Origin of the sequence: Paenibacillus wenxiniae (genome assembly GCF_039822605.1) — a bacterium.
Classification (GTDB): Bacteria; Bacillota; Bacilli; order Paenibacillales; family Paenibacillaceae; genus Saccharibacillus; species Saccharibacillus wenxiniae.
Genome location: NZ_JBCGUH010000004.1, coordinates 334970 through 353695, shown reverse-complemented (window position 1 = coordinate 353695; position 18726 = coordinate 334970). Strand labels below are relative to the sequence as shown.

The following is an 18726-nucleotide window of genomic DNA, read 5'->3' as shown; positions in this document are numbered from 1 at the left end:
TTTTATCTATACTTTTTTTCTATATTATTTCATACCAAAGTTATTTCGTATACGAAGCATTGCTTTGTTCAATTCGCTTTAGGCCTCTGATATAAAAGCAACCTCCAAATCTTTGAAAAATCCAATTTTTTCATCTATTAAGAAAGTTCTATCCAGTAATAAGTTGTTATGCTCACAAGAGGTCTCTGGCAAATGCGAGCAGCTATGGCATGCTGCCCCGTTTAACCTCCTTAACCCTTGCCCTTCTTTTGTACCAATCTCAGTACAAACTGGGTCAGAGCTACACCAAAGAGCTTTATTCAGAGCAGCGTACAAAGTAGATGTAAAATTCTTAGTCTTTCCCATCCTCACAAGCCCCCCAAATGTTCCTTCCGAATCTCCAGAAGCTGTATATATAAGGACTCCTGATTGAATCGGCTCTAAATAAAGCCTCTCTTTAAGAGAGGTCGTATTGTAACCGCACTTTAAAGCCAGTTGATCAATCAAAAGATGGGATAATGTATGAAGAAGAATAGATCTTGGTAATAACTCCCTGCCTTCATTGTTAGTTGCCTTTTTGTATCTCTTAATATACTTTTTGAAATACTTATCGACATCTGAACAACTTTCCCATTCATCTAACTTTTCTTTGTTTAGCGTAAAAAAGATACCCTCACCAAAAACTTTAAAAGCTGGTAACCAATTGTTTTCAGGCGCCTTAAAATTCTTGAAAAGAAGCTCACGACCATTCCTTAGTTTTTGAAGATTTTTGTCATTATCCGAAAAAGGCTTAGAACGTGTGAAGCCTGTCAATACGACTGTTTCTTTTAATTTAGTTACGCGATGCAATAGACCTAAGTATGAAGAAAAGATTTCTTCTGCTTCTTCGCCGTCTCTATCTTTATCCCATTCTTTTACAACTTTTAAGCTTTCTGTATCAAGCTCTTTAATAAGAGTCTCATATTCTTTTTTCCTAAGCTCAATCTCTACGTTTTGATTCTTCTCTTGATTCTCCTTGTATTCGGCTCCTGATTGTAAATACAAAATAGCTTGCTCAATATCATCATCTAAAAAACTTTTGATTTCTGGCAGAGCGAGAAGCTTAACCATTTTAATTTTCCCATCTAGCTGATCGTGAGTATTAAGGATTTCGGTAGTTATTTTATATTTTTCAAACATATTAATAATTTCGTCTACTTGTTTGTTTTCTCCAGGCAAAAAAATAGCGCTTATAGTATTTGAATAATAAACATTAATTGAATTTTTAAGAGCTGCTATTGGATACGCATTGCAAATTTCTTTATCATTCATTGAACCAAACCAAGGTTTTGTACCAGGGCAAGTGTAATAATTCCCTTTTTTATCTTCCCTCGATTGATTCAGCGAACGACTTAACTCACTAACTCCATCATCGTCTTCTTTAAAATTCCTCCTACTCATAATGCCTCTCAAGCTCCGTTCGGCATTACATTCACAAACAACTTTAAGGGAATCAAGTGTAGCACCACCTGTAGACCTTAATGACATATCTTTTTCGCAGACTGCCTTCTCACTTTTATGCACCCATTCTCTCCAAGGAAAGTCTGAGATGTGTCCATTTTCGCAAATCATGACAAAGGGTACTTGAATCATTTTGACTGTTCTTTGGCATTTTTTGCAGTCAATATTATTTGTTTTTAAAGATAAGGATACTTGATACAAAGTCTTGCAATGCAAGCAATAGTGCCAAGATGGATACCTTAATAAAGGGATACAAATCTCTATATTATCTGGAGGTATACTAATCCCTTTATATGATGCGCTGTACATTTTTCTGAAATCTGGTGGGGCTAATAATTTATTAACATTAAGCAAGGATTGTAATCTTGGCTCGAAAATCTCATACTCTCCAAGCGATCTGAGAGGAATACCGTCTTGATCGTGATACCATTTATCTAAAGATCCAACTAGCATCGTTTCACCATCTGTACTTACGACAAGCGATCCTGGACCGAATGTAGTAATCAACTGGCTTCTTCTAAGTGGTATACCATTCATATAAATAGACCTCCCCAGCCATTGTTATCCTCTTTTTTCATTTCTTCTGCGTAAAGCGTTGAAATCATGCCACAGCACTGGGCATCCACATTTCTCATTGTATTTATCATAGGTTCAGGTTTTGGAGACATATGTTGCGGACTAGGCGAGCCCATAGGATACATAAACCCACCTGGATCTCTTCCTACTTTCCAAGAAGCATAATGACCATGCTCTAAGCTTTCTATTATTTTCTTGAAATGTTTTTTTACCGATTCCACTTGTTCTAGATCAATCAACTTGGTTCGTTGAATGATTCGTTCATAGAAAGGAACGATTTTAGAATTCAAATGTTTTTCAATATAGTCAGGTTTAGGAGCACGAGAAATATCTGCTGTCAATGCTTGACGTAAATAACCTATAATTATTGCCTTTAGTCCTCTTTCTAAACAAAAGTCAGAAAAAGGGGTAACACTGGTTGGCTCGACTTGCGCATATAATTTTTGATGATATTCTTGAAAATGCTCAAAGTGGGATTTATCCCTTGATCTTGTATTTAAGTATAAAGTGAAGATCACACCTGGTCGTTCCCACCATTTTCTCCCTACCCGACCACTAACTTGAATGTATTGAGCAGTCATTTTCGGCTGACCCACAATAGCCATAATAGAAAGTCGTTCAATATCAACACCAACTTCAATAATATTTGAAGCCAGACATAAATCTAGCGCTTCCTGCTTATTTTGATTCGGCTCAAATTTCACTTTCAAATTATCGATTATTTTAGAAATCTTGCCGCTTTGATCCCTTGAAGTGAGTTCAAGCACATTTCCAACATTACGAATAGAGTTTTGTGTCCCCTTCCGCTGTGTCATCGAAGTCATATATTGAGGAATATCTGTCTGGGTTAAGGTTAAGGCTGCTCCTAAATCGCGAAGGCTATTATAAAATGCTAGAAGAGTCCAGTATGGATCACGTTCCTCCCTTTCAATTTCTGCTGCAGACTGAATAATAGCTGAGAATGTCATAACTTGGCTCATCATGATTTTGACAGAATTAGTATACACTCCAACGTATTTTCTGCCTGGCATGAGTTTTTTATGCTCATTGTCTCGCGCAGGTTTAGCAAAATAAGAATCATCATGATCTAACCCTGGACTAGGGAAAAGGCGCGCTTTATCTTCTCCTCTCCCAAAAAGAGCTAAAATCTGTTCTTCAAACTGAGCAATTGTTGCCGTTGCCGCAATAATTTTAGGTCTAATTCGATGTCCTTCTATCTCCTTTGTGCATAGCTCTTCAATTAAAATTTCAAAAAGGCCTGATAGAGACCCAAGCGGACCAGATATAAGATGTAGTTCATCCTGAATAATTAGTGCCGGCGGGCTCGCAAATCGTCCTCCCTCTGAATCAATACCAAAAAGCGATCGGGCATGCGGCTCCCAGACTAGCTGGACAAACTTGTCAATTGTTCCAATCAAAAAAGTCGGCTGTTTTTTATAAATAGTCTCATCTACGATATAAATAGGAAGCTCACTATGAAAAACACAATGGGTATCAGGACAATAAATTCTTAAGTTTCCATTCTCATTTGCATATCCCAGATATAATTTATTTTTGCTGTCTTTGCCCTTTTTCGTAGAATAATATCCTAACTTAGCACCGCACCAAGAACAATTGCCAATAACGAAGTCCTTGGTTTTACTTTTGTTTTTTTGTAGTTGTAAAAGCTGAATATTTGCTGCCGAGTTATTGTTAGGCGTTGTTTCTCCTCCCACCCATATTCCAATAGAGTAAGGAACTGTTCCTAGTTCTATTTCTTTATCCTTCCGAATATACTCTAATGCACAAATTAATCGAGAAGACCTCTGAAATTGGTCGGCTGTTAAAAGCCTTAATGTATAACGCATAATGATGTCTACCCCTGCGTCTGACGGATCTTTTAACCTTCGCAGTAACATTTGAAAAGCAGCTACAGCTAGATAAGCTTCGGTTTTTCCACCACCGGTAGGGAAAAAGATTAAATCAACGATCTCTCTTGAATCGTCCATTTCGTCTACGAAAGAACCAATAGACATCAAGAAGAAAGCAATTTGAAACCCACGCCAAGCATTTTTCGCATCGTAAAGACTTTGAGGTTCTTTTACAATTTCTTTATATTTTAACTTGTAATAAATTTCGGTTTGCCCCTCATCCTGCTGAATAATTCCATCCCTTTTGACAGTCCCGTTTTCTTGCTGAAGTAGAATAGCTAAATTGGCAAGCTGAAATGCCCGCATTGCTTTTTCATCATTGAGTAATAAAAGACCATGTTCCATTCTAGCTAAGCTGGAGCGACATAAAGAAATATGTGTTTTTGCAGCAGTTTGAAGCTTAAGAGGAAGCTGTTCAACTTCGCTTTCTTTCTCACTTATCCATTTTTCATAGCCTGTTAACAAGGGTTGGAGAATTTCCTTTGGGTCACTTTGCGATGATAAGCCAGCAAGGTCACTCATCCTAATTTGCAAAGGGATACCGTCTTCTAGAACAATATCAGGTGTCATACTTTGTGTTTCAAATTCTGGAAGAAACGTTGATCTGATCGATTGCACAATTGAGTGAGGCGTCCAAGTTGCAGCACAACCATGTCCAAATGCAAATGTACCTTGATTTCTATATAGCAATTCTGTAGAAGCTTCTTTTGAGTTGAGTTCTCGTTTAAGCTGATAAGGTTTAGGATACGTTGAGAACTTGTAACCTTCTTCTGTTTTTATTTCGAGATCAGCTTGAAAAAGAGTCAATTCGTCTTTGGAGAATGAAGGAACAGAAGAACGGTTTGTAATACTAACCGTTACAATATAGAATCCCTGTACCTTACGGATTCTTGCCTGTAACTGTATAGAAATATAGCTATTTTTTTCTTTTTTAGAGTTTTTCAATTCCACTGTTTCTATAAAATATTTCTTTGAAAATAAATCGCTTACTTGAATTGTTATTAAACCTTCCATAGACTCTCGCATCCACCAGGTTTTTAGATGTCCGTCTGCGTTAATCTTTATTTTGTGGGGCGTATAGATCCCCCCCCGAACTATAGCGTTTATACTTGGAACTGATTTATCTAAGCAAAAGGTCAAGCCCATTGTGGATGGCTTATAATCGTCTCCTTGAGGTAGCAACTCCATCTCTCCATCTTCTTCTGTCTGCTCGCCTGCATCTTCAGGTTCAATAGGATCTGATTCTGTTTCTTCTTGAATAGACTTCAATACTTCTAAAGTCTCTGGATCATCTTCGATTTCGCTATCAAATGTAATAGGAAAAAGCTGTCCACTTACATAACGACGAGATGGGGTTTCACGTTGGAGAATCTCCTCTTTTTTATTTCCAACTTTCCAATAATAAGGCTTGTATAGATCTTCTTCCTTATCAAAAGCTGTATCCCCTTGGGCTTGAAATTCTATGAAATTATCTTTAATCTGTTGAGGACCTATCATTTCTTCTTTTACAGAGGCGATTACATATTCGCGATTTTTAAGCGATTTTTCTAGCACTTGATTCTTAATAGACATCTTTGCTGTCCTCCTTATATCTATTCGCATTAATAGGTTTCATCAAATCATAATAAAAGATAGAATACTTTGTATTATCAATAGAGATAACTCTTTCAATATTGAAGGATGCTCCGTTAAAAGTATTAGAGTTAAATGTGTAATATCCTTGTTCATTTAATTTTTCGAATATATCTTCCTTCAATTCGTTCATTAAGCTACGTGTAATGATTCTACCAGCCTGCCTATGGGCATTTTGTATTTCCTTCATTGCAGAGTATATATTCTCAATTTCATTATTTTTATATTTCAATGCTTTTAATAAAGCAGATATTTCTTGGGGACAGATACTTTCTTCAGTGCACCAATTGCGGACAGATACACTTGAAGCGGTTTTCATGTTATATTTCTGGCTGAGAATTTTACTTACTCGTTGTGCTCCTAATTTATTAACGTGATTCCGCAATCTTTTTTTCCAGTCTTCTTGTAATCCCCTGTATTGAGTTGCATTATCTTTTAATACTTTCTTATCTGCAACTTCTGCAATCAATTTTGTATCCCAGTCATTTCGAATAATAAGATAATCATCTTCCTGTAAATCTTTGAAATGAATTTGTTTCACAAATTCGTTCCTATCATGTAAGGATAAAATACGAACATTAGCATCCCTAGAAACAAACAAAAATCGATCACTCTCTATAAATATGATACTAGCAACCACTTGGCGGTGATTATCTTCTTGATCTATGTTTTCTTGTTCTTTTATGATGCTTTTTATTACTTGATGGATAGTATTTTCTTCTTTTATTTCAATAATTTCTTTATTAAATGTTTGATTATTAAAAATGATTCCTTTTTGAATAGTGTTAGTTAATTCTGTGGTAGGCAGATGTGGAAATGCGCTTGTTTTACGATTTTTATGAAGGAAAAAACTGTAAGAAATAAAAATAGTTTGATACGACTTAAATACTTGGCTAGAAAAAGAGCTAAAGAAGTTGCTGCTTCCTAAAAAGATTGTTTCATCAAATATCATTTGGGTTTTTCGATATCCATTTTCTGTGTAAAAGCTAATGTTTAATTCAGGGTTTATTCTGTGCAAAATATGTTCTTTTTCCGAATAGTTCAGAGAACGTTTTGTAATAATTGAGATTTTTTTACGTTTTTCAGGATTTTCATTTAAATAAGTGCATATAAAATCGTACAAAACATTCTCATCATCCCTTCTTAAAGCATCTACCGTTTTCACAATGGGGATTATCATTTTCTGGAATAAATCGGGATACCCAAGTTTTGCTTGTTTGAATTTATTCAATAACATATCAGAAAGATTTTTATCCAACAAACTAGAATAAGGCATGATGCTGTGGCACAAATTGAATAAAACTCTATTCACAGAGCTATATAAATCTAAAAGAAATTCTTCTTCTGCAAAATTCCGCGTTAAATCTAATTTGAAATCATATAATTGTTTAGCTAATTCGTCTACAAGCTTATACTCAACATGCCTAAATGAAATTTCTTTTCCCTCAAGTGTATATGAGAAGGTAATATTCTTCATTCTATCGTTTCCCTCCATGCAACAAGTTCAACTCCATCTGGCACCAAGCAACGGTATTGATTCTCTATAGAGTTTAGAAGATGATTTGTAAGATAACGTACATCCTTACCTTGTATAATTGATCTGGTGATTTCAGAAGTGACTTCATGTATTAAGTCCTCATAGTCGGAACGGCTGATTACTCCCAAAAATGGATTTTTTTTAAAATTAATCCCCTGCTTTCTAAAACTAAGAGCATCTGAATAGAGGACAGGCGTGTTTGGTAAAAGTCTGTTTTCTGATTTTCTCGCTAGGGAAGATATAAACTTACCATTGCTGTAACTACTATTGTTATTAAGCTCTTCTACAAATAGAAAATTACGAATAGATCCTTGGATTTCACCAGAAAAAAAAATCCTCTCATTCATTTGGTTAATTAATTTATTTTTATTACCTACCAATTGAAATGCTTCTATCGGAAAAAAAGTTGTACCCCTTAACTGTTGTTTAGTATAGAGACGGTTAAGTAAAGGACTGTCTATACCTATTTTCTCTCTATCGCTCATAATCCTAGTGCGTTTTATTACTTCATATTGTTCATTTAAAAGGAAAATTTTTTCTTGCCATTGACGCTCTGGGATTCCTTGGGTAAAGTTTTTATCTTGTATATGCAACATCATCTCGTTATTATCAATTGGGCTTTCGCCGATTGATACCACTGATACCTTTCTCGCTAAATTACCTGTTTTATAAATGATTCTATTTCCTTTTTTTAATTTCAATATATGTTCGCGCAATGAGCTACTATTGTTATTCGATGAATAGATTGTTTCAGCAATTCCCATAGCTGCAAATAATGCAAAATATTCATCATGAGGCACTGTAATAGCAATATTGGTTCTTTTTCCATTTTCTTTATTAGATTCAACTAAATAATAACCAATGGCAAAAGCAAACTTAATCCACATTGGAAGTGCGACAGCCTTTTCTGAATATATTATTTCTAAATTATATAAATGCATCTACAAACCTCTTTTAATCTCATATTTTTTATTTATTTGATCAAATTCCACATTATTGAATATAATTTAATTATATAACATATTTTTGCCATCTGCCTAAATCATCTAAATATATTCATCTTTTAGACCCAGAAAATCTTCTTGCTTTGATTATGTGATTTTAGATTATGCAATCATACCCTCTAATTAAAAGAAAAATTGATACTATGCTCATTTTTAATTTTCTTAAGTTAATATTTATACATATTATTTTAAAGTTAATTAATCGTAATAATAATTTGACAATCTAAATGCAATATTAAGTAACTATAAATTTCCAAAAAAAAGCGTCAAACCTTGGATTACCAAGGTTTGACGCTTTTTAGGGGGATGATCTTACATCATTCCGCCCATACCACCCATGCCGCCCATATCTGGAGCTGCTGGGGCTGCTGGTTCTGGTTTGTCTGCTACTACGGCTTCAGTAGTCAGGAACATTGCTGCTACGGAAGCTGCGTTTTGCAGTGCGGAACGTGTTACTTTAGCAGGGTCAACGATACCTGCTTCGAACATGTTTACCCATTCGCCGGAAGCGGCGTTGTAGCCGATGCCGACTTCTTCTTTTTTCAGGCGCTCAACGATAACAGAGCCTTCCTGACCTGCATTGGCTGCGATTGTGCGGATTGGCTCTTCCAGAGCACGCAGAACGATGTTAACGCCTGTTTTCTCGTCGCCATCTACCTCTACCGCTGCTACTGCGTGGTATACGTTCACGAGTGCAGTACCACCACCGGATACGATACCTTCTTCAACTGCTGCACGAGTTGCGTTCAGAGCATCTTCGATGCGCAGTTTGCGCTCTTTCAGTTCAGTTTCTGTTGCTGCACCGACTTTGATTACGGCTACGCCGCCAGCCAGTTTAGCCAGACGCTCTTGCAGTTTTTCTTTATCGAACTCGGAAGTCGTTTCTTCCAGTTGGGAACGAATTTGGCTAATACGTGCATCGATGTCAGCTTTGTCGCCAGCACCGTCTACAACGATTGTATTTTCTTTTGTTACGCGTACTTGACGTGCAGTACCCAGTTGATCGATTGTAGCGGATTTCAGATCCAGACCGAGTTCTTCTGTGATCACCTGTCCACCTGTCAGTGCAGCGATATCTTGCAGCATCGCTTTACGACGGTCACCAAAGCCAGGAGCTTTAACCGCTACTGCATTGAATGTACCGCGCAGTTTGTTCACTACGAGCATTGCCAGCGCTTCGCCTTCGATGTCTTCAGCGATCAGCACAAGCGGCTTGCTTTGTTGTACAACTTTTTCCAGCAGCGGCAGGATTTCTTGTGTGCTGCTGATCTTTTTGTCAGTGATCAGAATGTATGGGTTGTCCAGGACAGCTTCCATTTTATCTGTATCTGTGATCATGTATGGAGAGATGTAGCCACGGTCGAATTGCATACCTTCTACAACTTCCAGTTCAGTCGCGAATCCACGGGATTCTTCAACAGTGATCACACCGTCATTGCCGACTTTTTCCATAGCTTCAGCGATCAGTTGACCGACTTCATCGTCAGCTGCGGAGATGGCTGCAACTTGAGCGATCGATTGCTTGTCTTCCACATGACGGGAAATTTTTTGCAGTTCTTCTACCGCAGCGCGAACCGCTTTGTCGATCCCTTTACGTACGACCATCGGGTTAGCACCAGCCGTTACGTTTTTCAGACCTTCGCGAATCATCGCTTGAGCCAGAACGGTTGCTGTTGTTGTACCGTCACCGGCAACATCGTTTGTTTTGGTAGCTACTTCTTTAACGAGTTGTGCACCCATGTTTTCGAATGCATCTTCCAGTTCGATTTCTTTTGCGATGGTTACACCATCGTTTGTGATGAGTGGGCTACCGAATTTTTTCTCCAGTACCACATTGCGGCCTTTTGGTCCGAGTGTTACTTTTACTGCGTTTGCCAGTGCATCCACACCGCGCAGCATGGAACGACGAGCATCTTCACTGAATCTAATGTCTTTAGCCATTTGAAAAGTACCTCCTCAGTATGTTGGAAATTCATGTTTGGAACAGCGTTGCTTAGACGTTGAGCGTCCAGGCGATGTATGGGCAAGATCGCGGAATTAACCGATAATTGCGTGAATATCGCTTTCTTTCATAATCAGGTATTCTTTGCCTTCGAATTTGATTTCTGTACCGGCATATTTGGAGAACAGCACGCGATCGCCTTCTTTTACTTCCAGCGGAATACGAACTCCATCCTTCAGTTGTCCGCTACCCACAGCGATAATAGTACCTTCCTGTGGTTTTTCTTTGGCGGAATCCGGAAGCACGATACCGAATGCAGAGGTTTCCTCCTGCTGGCTCGCTTCTACCAATACACGTTCACCTAAAGGTTTGATCATGAAAAATAGCCTCCTTAATTTGAATAATTGCATCGTACAGATCATCTGCACGCTTGTGTTAGCACTCAACCACGTGTAGTGCTAACAACCAACTTTATGATACTCAACTTGGACGATGATTTCAAGTCCCTTTATGTAAAAATCGTACAGCAGTCATAGAAAAAGAGCAGAGAACCATTTCTCATGCAGTGAAACCGATAGACGGTCACTTCTGAAAAACACCTCTCTGCTCTTATGTTTGCACTCATACTAGCTGCTCTCAACGTTCTGCCTCAGAGTAATCTGCTTGCTCTGAGTATGATGTGTCTGCCTGGTACGTGTGAATGACGACACAGTTTCGTCGATTCGCTTTCGCTTGATACAGGGCTTCATCTGCCAAACGATACAGCTTCTCTTCTGAAAGATCAGCGATCGCCTGTTCAACAAAACCGACTCCAATCGACATCGTCACATAAGGCGCTGCATCACTCTGTGCGTGTGGAATTTGTAAAGCTTCAATACTTTGACGAATGCGCTCTGCATACTCACTAAGCTGATCATACGTACCGCCGATATGCAGAATGGCAAACTCTTCCCCACCCAGACGGAAAGCTTTACTCTTATAGCCTACCTGCTCCAGCAAAGTAGCGCCAATGATCCGAAGTACATTATCACCTTCGTAATGACCGTAGGCATCATTGTATTTTTTGTAATGGTCAATATCCAGCAAAATAAAAGTGATGCTCGCCTGCTGAATGACTGCCTGCTCCAACTTGTGTGGCATCTGGCTGTTAAAATAACGACGATTGTACAAACCCGTCAATTCGTCGGTAATCGATAAATGCTCAATCTGCTTTTTGTCTGTAATGTTGTGGCCGATACACGTATAACCTATCAGCTTATCCTGATCAAATTCCGGTTCAATGACCATATCGAGCCATAACTTACTCTGATCACGGCAAAATTGCACCAGCTCGCCATGCCATGTTCGATTTTCATTCATTGTAAAAGGTTCTACAATGTCTCCCTTTTGCGACGAAGGCGGCTTGAAAAATTGATGCGGCTTACCGATCAATTCCTCCCGTTTGTAACTTGTCAGAAAGCAAAACTCTTCGCTCACATGAATGATACGACCATACATATCGATATTGGCAATGATGACATTTTTATCGACGATATCCAGATACTTGAGCAATTGATCGTTTTTGATCTCCAGTTCCTCTGTACGCTGTGTGACCAGATTTTCCAGCTCGCTATACAAACTGGCATTTTCAATCGCATATACCATCTCGCGTGATAATAAATTGATCATATTCAATCGCTCACGTGTAAATGCGCCGGTAATAAGATTGTTTTCCAGATAGATCACCGCAATCACGCGTTCCTGATTCACAAGTGGCATACATAGCACCGACTTGGGCTGATGCTCAGTCATATAGCGTACATCTGATAACCGATTACTCAAACGTGCATCATTGTAAATGAGCGTCTCCTGTCCGGCGGATACTTCTTCCAGCGTCAACCATGGAAATTCAGTTCCCATCGTTTGCTGATCACGATGTACACGTACATGGACCTGATCGGTCGATTCATCATATTGACCTTCTGCCCATAGGCTCGGTCCGGACTTCATAATCATACAGCCACGCTGCGCTCCTGCATTAATGAGCACGACATTCATAATACTATGCAACAGCTGGTCGATTTCAATCTCACGCGAGAATGACTGCGAAGCTTTAAGCAGCAGATGGATATCGATATTTTCCGTCGAAATGCTCATCGTCTGATCGCCATGCAGCGGCAGCCATTGAATATGTCCCATTAATTCCTCGTACGCTTCCTGAAGCTGCACTACTTTCGCTTTGGCACCCCAGACGGAATAATAGTAGGAAGCCTGCTTCACATAGTAGGCGGCAATTTCCGGCAACTGGCGCTCCAGATAAAAGCGTCCGGCTAACTCGCTAGCAATGGCTTTGTAACGTGTAAATCGCCCCTGCTCACTATGACGCAATGCCCCATGATAATGCTTCTCTGCTTCACGATAATTCAGCCCAATACGATACCACTCCGCCTGCATCATCTCGTATTGAGACAGGAAATTATGCGGATGATAGGCAGCGAGCTTCTTCATTCTGCGCAGTTCACGCTTCATTCTCCGCCGTACTTTGCGCTTCTCATGAATACTGTACAGATCATAATCCGATGCCAGACACATGAATGTATAAAAGATCGCTTCTTCCATAAAAGCAGAGCCTGCCAGCGTCGGCATCACACGATCTGCCTGCTCCAACAGCTCTCTGGAACGACCGCGTTGTTCAAATAAGAAAGCAATCTGCAAATGGGTGACATAATAGATAGCGATGCCCGAGTAATACCGTGCATTCTCCAACAGATCAAGGTATTCCTTTTCGCTGAATACGCCTTCATCCAGTGAATCTGTATTGTCCAGCTTGCCTGCCAGCAGTCTGAATTTTTGCTGAGCTAAACGGGCGGTAGCGAGCGCAGGCATATAACGCGTATTTTCAATCTTATCCAGCATAAAGTCGCTCTCTTGCAAGTACGTTTCAATCTCCATGTCCGGATTCCACAGGTTCATATAATAACAGGCATGGGCTAAATACAGCATATCCCCGGATTGAAGGCTGTAATCCATCGTGCGGCTGTACTGCTCCTCCAGTGTCTCCCAATCATGGCTCCAGCTGTAACAAAACAGACTGTACAACACATGAATCTGGCTGCGCCACTGCAAGTCTTTATAATTGCGATTAAGCTCTACAGCCAGACGACCGTAGTCTTCAGCCCCTTTAAAATCGCCAAGTCCTGACAGTAACATCGCATAGCCCACATAAGCGCCTGCCGACTCTGGCGAGTTCCCATAACGAACAGAAAGTGCCGTTTGTCTAAGCACAGACCAGGCGAAAAGTTCCTTCTTTCCTGTAATAAAGGAGGGGGCTGCAAATCCGCGCAGAAGACGCATAATCATCTTCATTCTCGGGTCTTGAACTTCCGGTCCTTCCAGCAACTCCTGTGCTTTGCGTCTGCCCAGTTTAATTTTGACAGCGATCAATTCTTTACCGACTACCGCCATCGTTAATCGTTTCGGTACAGCAAAGTTCAGACAATGCAATCCCGCGACACCAGCAGCAATCGCTTCCTCCATCATACCCAGATACATATAATGGCTGGAGCGCATTTCATAAATGGTTGCACATTCCATGTCCGTATGCGCACGTTCCAACAGCAACATACTCATCTTATCGCCTTGATCTCGCTTTTGGATCAAATAGGCGCATTCGCTGTACAAGAAATGCAATTCGTACATACGTTCATACTGTTCAGACCAATGTCGATGATTACATAATTCCATCGCCGCTTCCAGAAACTTTAAAGCCGCGGCATAACCAAATGCCTTTTTCGCGCGTCGTCCAGCCTGCATATTCACATCGATCAGACGTTCTTGCTCGATCGGATTGGAAATTAACTTCATGCCTTTATTCAAATGGCCGGCGATATCCATAATATCCGTCTGAACATTCTGTTCACGCTGTTGATCCAGAAGCAGCCAACCGAGCTTTATATGCAGCTGCTGGCGTAATTCTGGTTCAATCATTTGATATAACGCCTGCTGAAGCTTATCATGCTGGAAGGCAAATTGAATATTTAGCCGTTCTAGCTCATCCTCAGACAGTGTCGAAGCATCAAGCAAATGGTAACTTGATTGCAGCGGTACTAAAATATCCTGCTCTACCGCCAGCAATAATGCAGACAATAGCTGATCTTTCTCCGCATACCCAATCAGTTTCAGTACGCGCCAGTGAAAACTGCGACCGATTAGTGCAGCAATACTTAAAATCAACTGCGTTTCTTGGGACAGGGTTTTCATTTTCTGGATCAAATAATCGATCAGATCTTCATTCGAGGTCAGTGCACGAATCTGCACCGCATTTAATGACCATTCTCCGTTCATATGATCAAAATAGATCGCACTCTGCTTGTACAAGTCTTTCAAAATCTCCTGTACGAAAAATGGATTGCCTCCCGTTTGACGATGAATTACCGGTGCAAGCCATTTCAATTGCTGTACATTCAAGTCGACCGTATCTTTAATGAACTGTCGAATAACCGGCTCACTCAGCGGCTGCAAATGCATCTGATGAATGAATTCCTGCTCATGCACACGCTCAATGGCTACTGTGAGTGGATGAACCTCGTTCACTTCATTAGGTCGATACGAAGCAATGATCATCACTCGCTTTAACGTCTTGCTTTCCAGCAATCGAGTGAATAGCTGTACGCTGGAACTATCTGCCCACTGCACATCATCCATAAACAATACAATCGGCTTTTGTTGACTTGCCAGCGTTTCCAATAATCGTAATACAGATTGGAAAAATCGGTTATTTTCCTCTACGGGTAGCAGCTCTTCAGGCTCGCGCTGTGATCCCATTAATTGTTCCAGCTCTGGTAGCCAGCGGGTCATCAGACCCGCATTGGTACCAAGATTGAGCTTTAATGCATGCTGTAAGCTGGTACGCTCTTCATCAGGGCTATTAAACCACTGACTCAGCAGTGCGCGTAATGCTTCGATAAACGCGCTATAGGGAATGTTCTTGTTATACTGCTCAAACTTGCCCTGTACAAGATAGCCTTTACGTGTAGATACGGTAGCCTGAAGCTCATTCACGAGTGCTGTTTTGCCCACTCCAGCCTCACCCGCAACTAGCACCAGCTGTACACGTTCCTGTATGCTGCGATCCAGTGCTTGCTCCAGCATACCCAGCTCTGCATCACGACCATACAATCGCTGTGGAATACGGAAAAAGGTCATCCGATCTTCCAAACCGACTTTAAATTGATAATTCATCGGCGAAGCGAGACACTTCTTCAGATCGGCCCGAATGCCGTAAGCACTGCGATAACGATCTTCCGGTGACTTTTCAAGCAGTTTCATGACGATATTCGATAGCGTTCGCGGGACTTTGCCACTTGTCTGATCATAGGGAGATACCGGTTTTCTGGCGATGATCGCATAGATCTGCTCCATCGTCGTATCTACAGGATGTGGACGACTACCTGTCAGCATTTCGTACAGCGTTACACCGAGCGAATAAAAGTCAGACCGATAGTCGATCGTTCGATTAATTCTGCCCGTTTGTTCTGGAGAAATGTAACCGAGACTCCCTTCCATCACACCGGTCGCCACATAATCTAGCTTCTCATTGCTCCAGCGTACAGACAGATCAAAGTCGATCAGGCGCAGCTCATCCGTTTCGCGGTTCCAGATCAGATTAGCCGGCTTGATATCTTTATGGATAATTTGCCGATCATGAATACTGCCGATAATATCGGTTAATTTGATCGCTAGCTGTAACACGGTTTGCGTATCAAGATGCTGCTGCTTCATGATGCTTTTCAGCGAATCCCCAGAGATATCCTCCAGCGTCAAAATCATATAACCGCCACGTTCCTCTAACTGGATCGGGCGAATAATGCCTGAGATGGTCGGACTCAGCTCTGACAATAGCTTATATTCTTTTTTGATACGCATAATTGATTCATACGTGGATACTTTAGCTCCAAGCACTTTAGCAATTACGCGTTCTCCGGAAAGATTATTAATGCAGCGATAGATGGCTTTATTGCCATGATCAGCAATTTCCTCTATCACGGTGTATTTCTGATCTTTCCATATCATTAGCGTCCCCTCATTTCATCCTGTCTACCTGCTTACCATCCAGCTCAAAGTTAGGGTTAAATTTGAAAATATACGCTGCGGTCAACCACAAGATCCAACAGTTTACACCAAAGAACAGATAGCCGAAATAGCCCAGAATCGGCATTTCCGAGAAAATATGGAACTTATCCAGGTAAGGAACAGAATACTTCCAGTAGTTCGGATTGGCAGGATAGCCTGATTTAAACCATTCACTACCGAAGTTCCACATTTCCCAGAAGAACCCATTCAACACCGTAGCAATCGCAATCAGTAACAGCGGTGACCAGTTTCCTTCACGAATCGGATGGAATGGCGTCCATAGACGAGATAAGCCCATTGCAGCCGATAATAACGGCACGAGCGCCACCCACAGCACCCAGAACAATTGATACGGAAAATAGCCCATTAACAATGAAAGTGCCAGCCCTAGAATATACAGTATAATGAGCCAGCTCTTATTCACCTTCAAGCGAGGTCCATTGCTGTACAGATCGCGCATGAGTGGGAATGTTTTGAGCAGTAAATACCACTCTACAATAGCAGGCAATACCGTCGTATACGATAGTGAGAACCAGAATACATTACCAAAGTCAGACATGACTTTATTGTTAGGATAATACCAGTTCTCCATCACGAAAAAGTTAAGATATTCAAAAGCAAACCAGCTATAACACGATACAACAGCTAAAATCTGCATCACACGTGGCTTTGTTGATAATAACGATACCGCGTTATTACGTTTATATACAATACCATCCAAAATACAAATAAATGACCACCATAGTGGCACAAAGGTATAACGTTCAAGAGAGAAAGAAATCGGGAGAGATGTAATGGATTCCAAATCAACTGGAATCTTAGCACGTGTCCACATAATGATCCAGCAAATGATCAATACAGGTAGCGCTCCCCAGAACCAGTATGGAAACTTCACGTTTTGACGCACAACCGGTTGTGGAGCCGGCTTTTTAAAACCAAATAAGCGTGGGAATAAAAGAAAAATTAAAATAAACGCAGCTACGACAGAAGCACAAATGAAATACGTTAAATTAAAGCCAGGATCTGTACCTGCTTCCTGTGCAGGAAATAGACCGTAGCCTTCTGGCAACCCTCCCCATCTTACAATACTACCAAGTGTAGGCAACAGGAAAATCAGAACGGATGTGATGATTAAAAAGACTATTTTTTTCAACGTCGTAACCCCTTTGTTTATATACTAAAAATGTTAGCTTATTCGCTTTGAGTCCATCCACTGCGAGTGGAATCATTTCATCACAAAGCTAATATTAAGAAGCTATCGTTTACAGGCTTACCTCTCTCTATCTTTGCATTCCTCCTATTTAACCGTTCAATTCCAGTAACCTGCGTTTGTCGTGTTTATTCTACAAACGGTCACGTTTAGTATCAGTCCTTATTTACTAGTTATAATCGGCTAGGCAAAAAAAAGATAGTGTTTTGGTAGATAATTAAGTAAAAAAAGTGCTTTTCCAGTCAGTACAGGCGTTGACCTGCACGATCCATTACAACTGGAAAAGCACTTTGAACGATTGGGGATATCGTTTACATAAAAAATTCATTAAAATATAATCTTATATTCTCGATTTTATTCTGTGAATTTATGGTATATACTATCTAAAATTCTTTACTTATTTGGCTTTGTCGACATTTTTTATCAAACATCTTAACTGTTAAACTAATTCGTGATGATGATCGATTATTCCTTCATTGTTTCCATAATTATTTGCTCTATTCTTCCAGTTTTTCCCGATCGCTTGCCTGCTGCTTACGGTAGACGATCGAGGACAGGAATACACTCAGCTCGTACAGACCAAGCAGTGGAATGGCAACGAGAATATCAGAGATAAAGTCGGGCGGTGTGACAACGACCGCAATAAATACTAGTACAAAATAGGCGATGCGCCGCATCTTGCGCAGTAAAGCAGGCGATAGGATACGAAGCGTGGTCAAAAACATAATGATCAGCGGTAGCTCGAACAGCGCCGCGACGGGAAAGACGATATTGGACATAAACGTAAAATATTGCACGACACCATACGTTTCTTCCAGCCCCATGCTTCTCGTCACCTGCGATGTGAACGTAAGTGCCATCGGAAAGACAATATAATAGGCAAATAACACACCGATCATAAACATCAAAAATACAAACGGAATATAACGCAGTGCAGCACGCCGTTCTTTCGGCAGCAAGCCCGGACTGACAAATGCCCATAACTGAAATAATGCACATGGCAACGTTAATGCTAAAGCGACGATCATCGCAATTTTCATATATAATCCAATGCCATCCCAGAAAGAAAAAACATGGAATACTAGATGACGCGCGGTTTCAGCCGACACGAGATATTGATAGACAGGCTGAGCCACGAATAGACCAAGAACCATGCCTAGAAATAGCACCGCAATAATTATAATGAGTCTACGCCGAAGCTCGGTCAGATGATCAAGCAACGACATTTCTTTTTCCAATTTATTCATGGATTCCCTCACTTCTGCATGCCCCTGATCGTGCACAGGACAGATTCCGACCGGCTACCTTTCGCCCTATACGAAAAG

General features: G+C 40.4%; 9 protein-coding genes. All 9 read right to left on the bottom strand.

What is annotated here, in order from left to right:
• Nucleotides 1-78: 78 nt before the first annotated feature.
• Nucleotides 79-2016 carry a DrmB family protein gene (gene drmB / locus AAHF22_RS10235; RefSeq protein WP_347324891.1) on the bottom strand — a complete coding sequence of 646 codons (1938 nt, stop codon included), beginning with the start codon at nt 2014-2016 and terminating at the stop codon, nt 79-81.
• The gene (locus AAHF22_RS10230) at nt 2013-5537 is read right to left on the bottom strand and encodes a helicase-related protein (RefSeq protein ID WP_347324890.1); all 3525 of its coding nucleotides are present in this window, start codon (nt 5535-5537) and stop codon (nt 2013-2015) included. The genes drmB and AAHF22_RS10230 overlap by 4 nt, the downstream gene beginning before the upstream one ends.
• The gene (locus AAHF22_RS10225) at nt 5527-7074 is read right to left on the bottom strand and encodes a DrmE family protein (RefSeq protein WP_347324889.1); all 1548 of its coding nucleotides are present in this window, start codon (nt 7072-7074) and stop codon (nt 5527-5529) included. Before AAHF22_RS10225 ends, AAHF22_RS10230 begins: the two co-directional genes overlap by 11 nt.
• The gene (locus AAHF22_RS10220; protein WP_347324888.1) at nt 7071-8075 is read right to left on the bottom strand and encodes a hypothetical protein; all 1005 of its coding nucleotides are present in this window, start codon (nt 8073-8075) and stop codon (nt 7071-7073) included. Before AAHF22_RS10220 ends, AAHF22_RS10225 begins: the two co-directional genes overlap by 4 nt.
• A 375-nt stretch (nt 8076-8450) precedes the next feature.
• The gene (gene groL / locus AAHF22_RS10215) at nt 8451-10079 is read right to left on the bottom strand and encodes a chaperonin GroEL (RefSeq protein ID WP_347324887.1); all 1629 of its coding nucleotides are present in this window, start codon (nt 10077-10079) and stop codon (nt 8451-8453) included.
• Between the two features lie 96 nt (nt 10080-10175).
• Nucleotides 10176-10457 (bottom strand): co-chaperone GroES, encoded by a 282-nt coding sequence (groES, locus tag AAHF22_RS10210; protein WP_347324886.1) that lies wholly within the window; start codon nt 10455-10457, stop codon nt 10176-10178.
• Nucleotides 10458-10716: 259 nt separating this feature from the next.
• On the bottom strand, nt 10717-16131 hold the full coding sequence (locus tag AAHF22_RS10205; RefSeq protein ID WP_347324885.1) for a diguanylate cyclase: 5415 nt from the start codon (nt 16129-16131) through the stop codon (nt 10717-10719).
• 10 nt (nt 16132-16141) lie between these two features.
• Nucleotides 16142-17344: a small-conductance mechanosensitive channel gene (locus tag AAHF22_RS10200; RefSeq protein WP_347324884.1), complete on the bottom strand. Its 1203-nt coding sequence runs from the start codon at nt 17342-17344 to the stop codon at nt 16142-16144.
• Nucleotides 17345-17898: 554 nt separating this feature from the next.
• Nucleotides 17899-18648 carry a twin-arginine translocase subunit TatC gene (tatC, locus tag AAHF22_RS10195; RefSeq protein WP_347324883.1) on the bottom strand — a complete coding sequence of 250 codons (750 nt, stop codon included), beginning with the start codon at nt 18646-18648 and terminating at the stop codon, nt 17899-17901.
• Nucleotides 18649-18726: the final 78 nt, after the last annotated feature.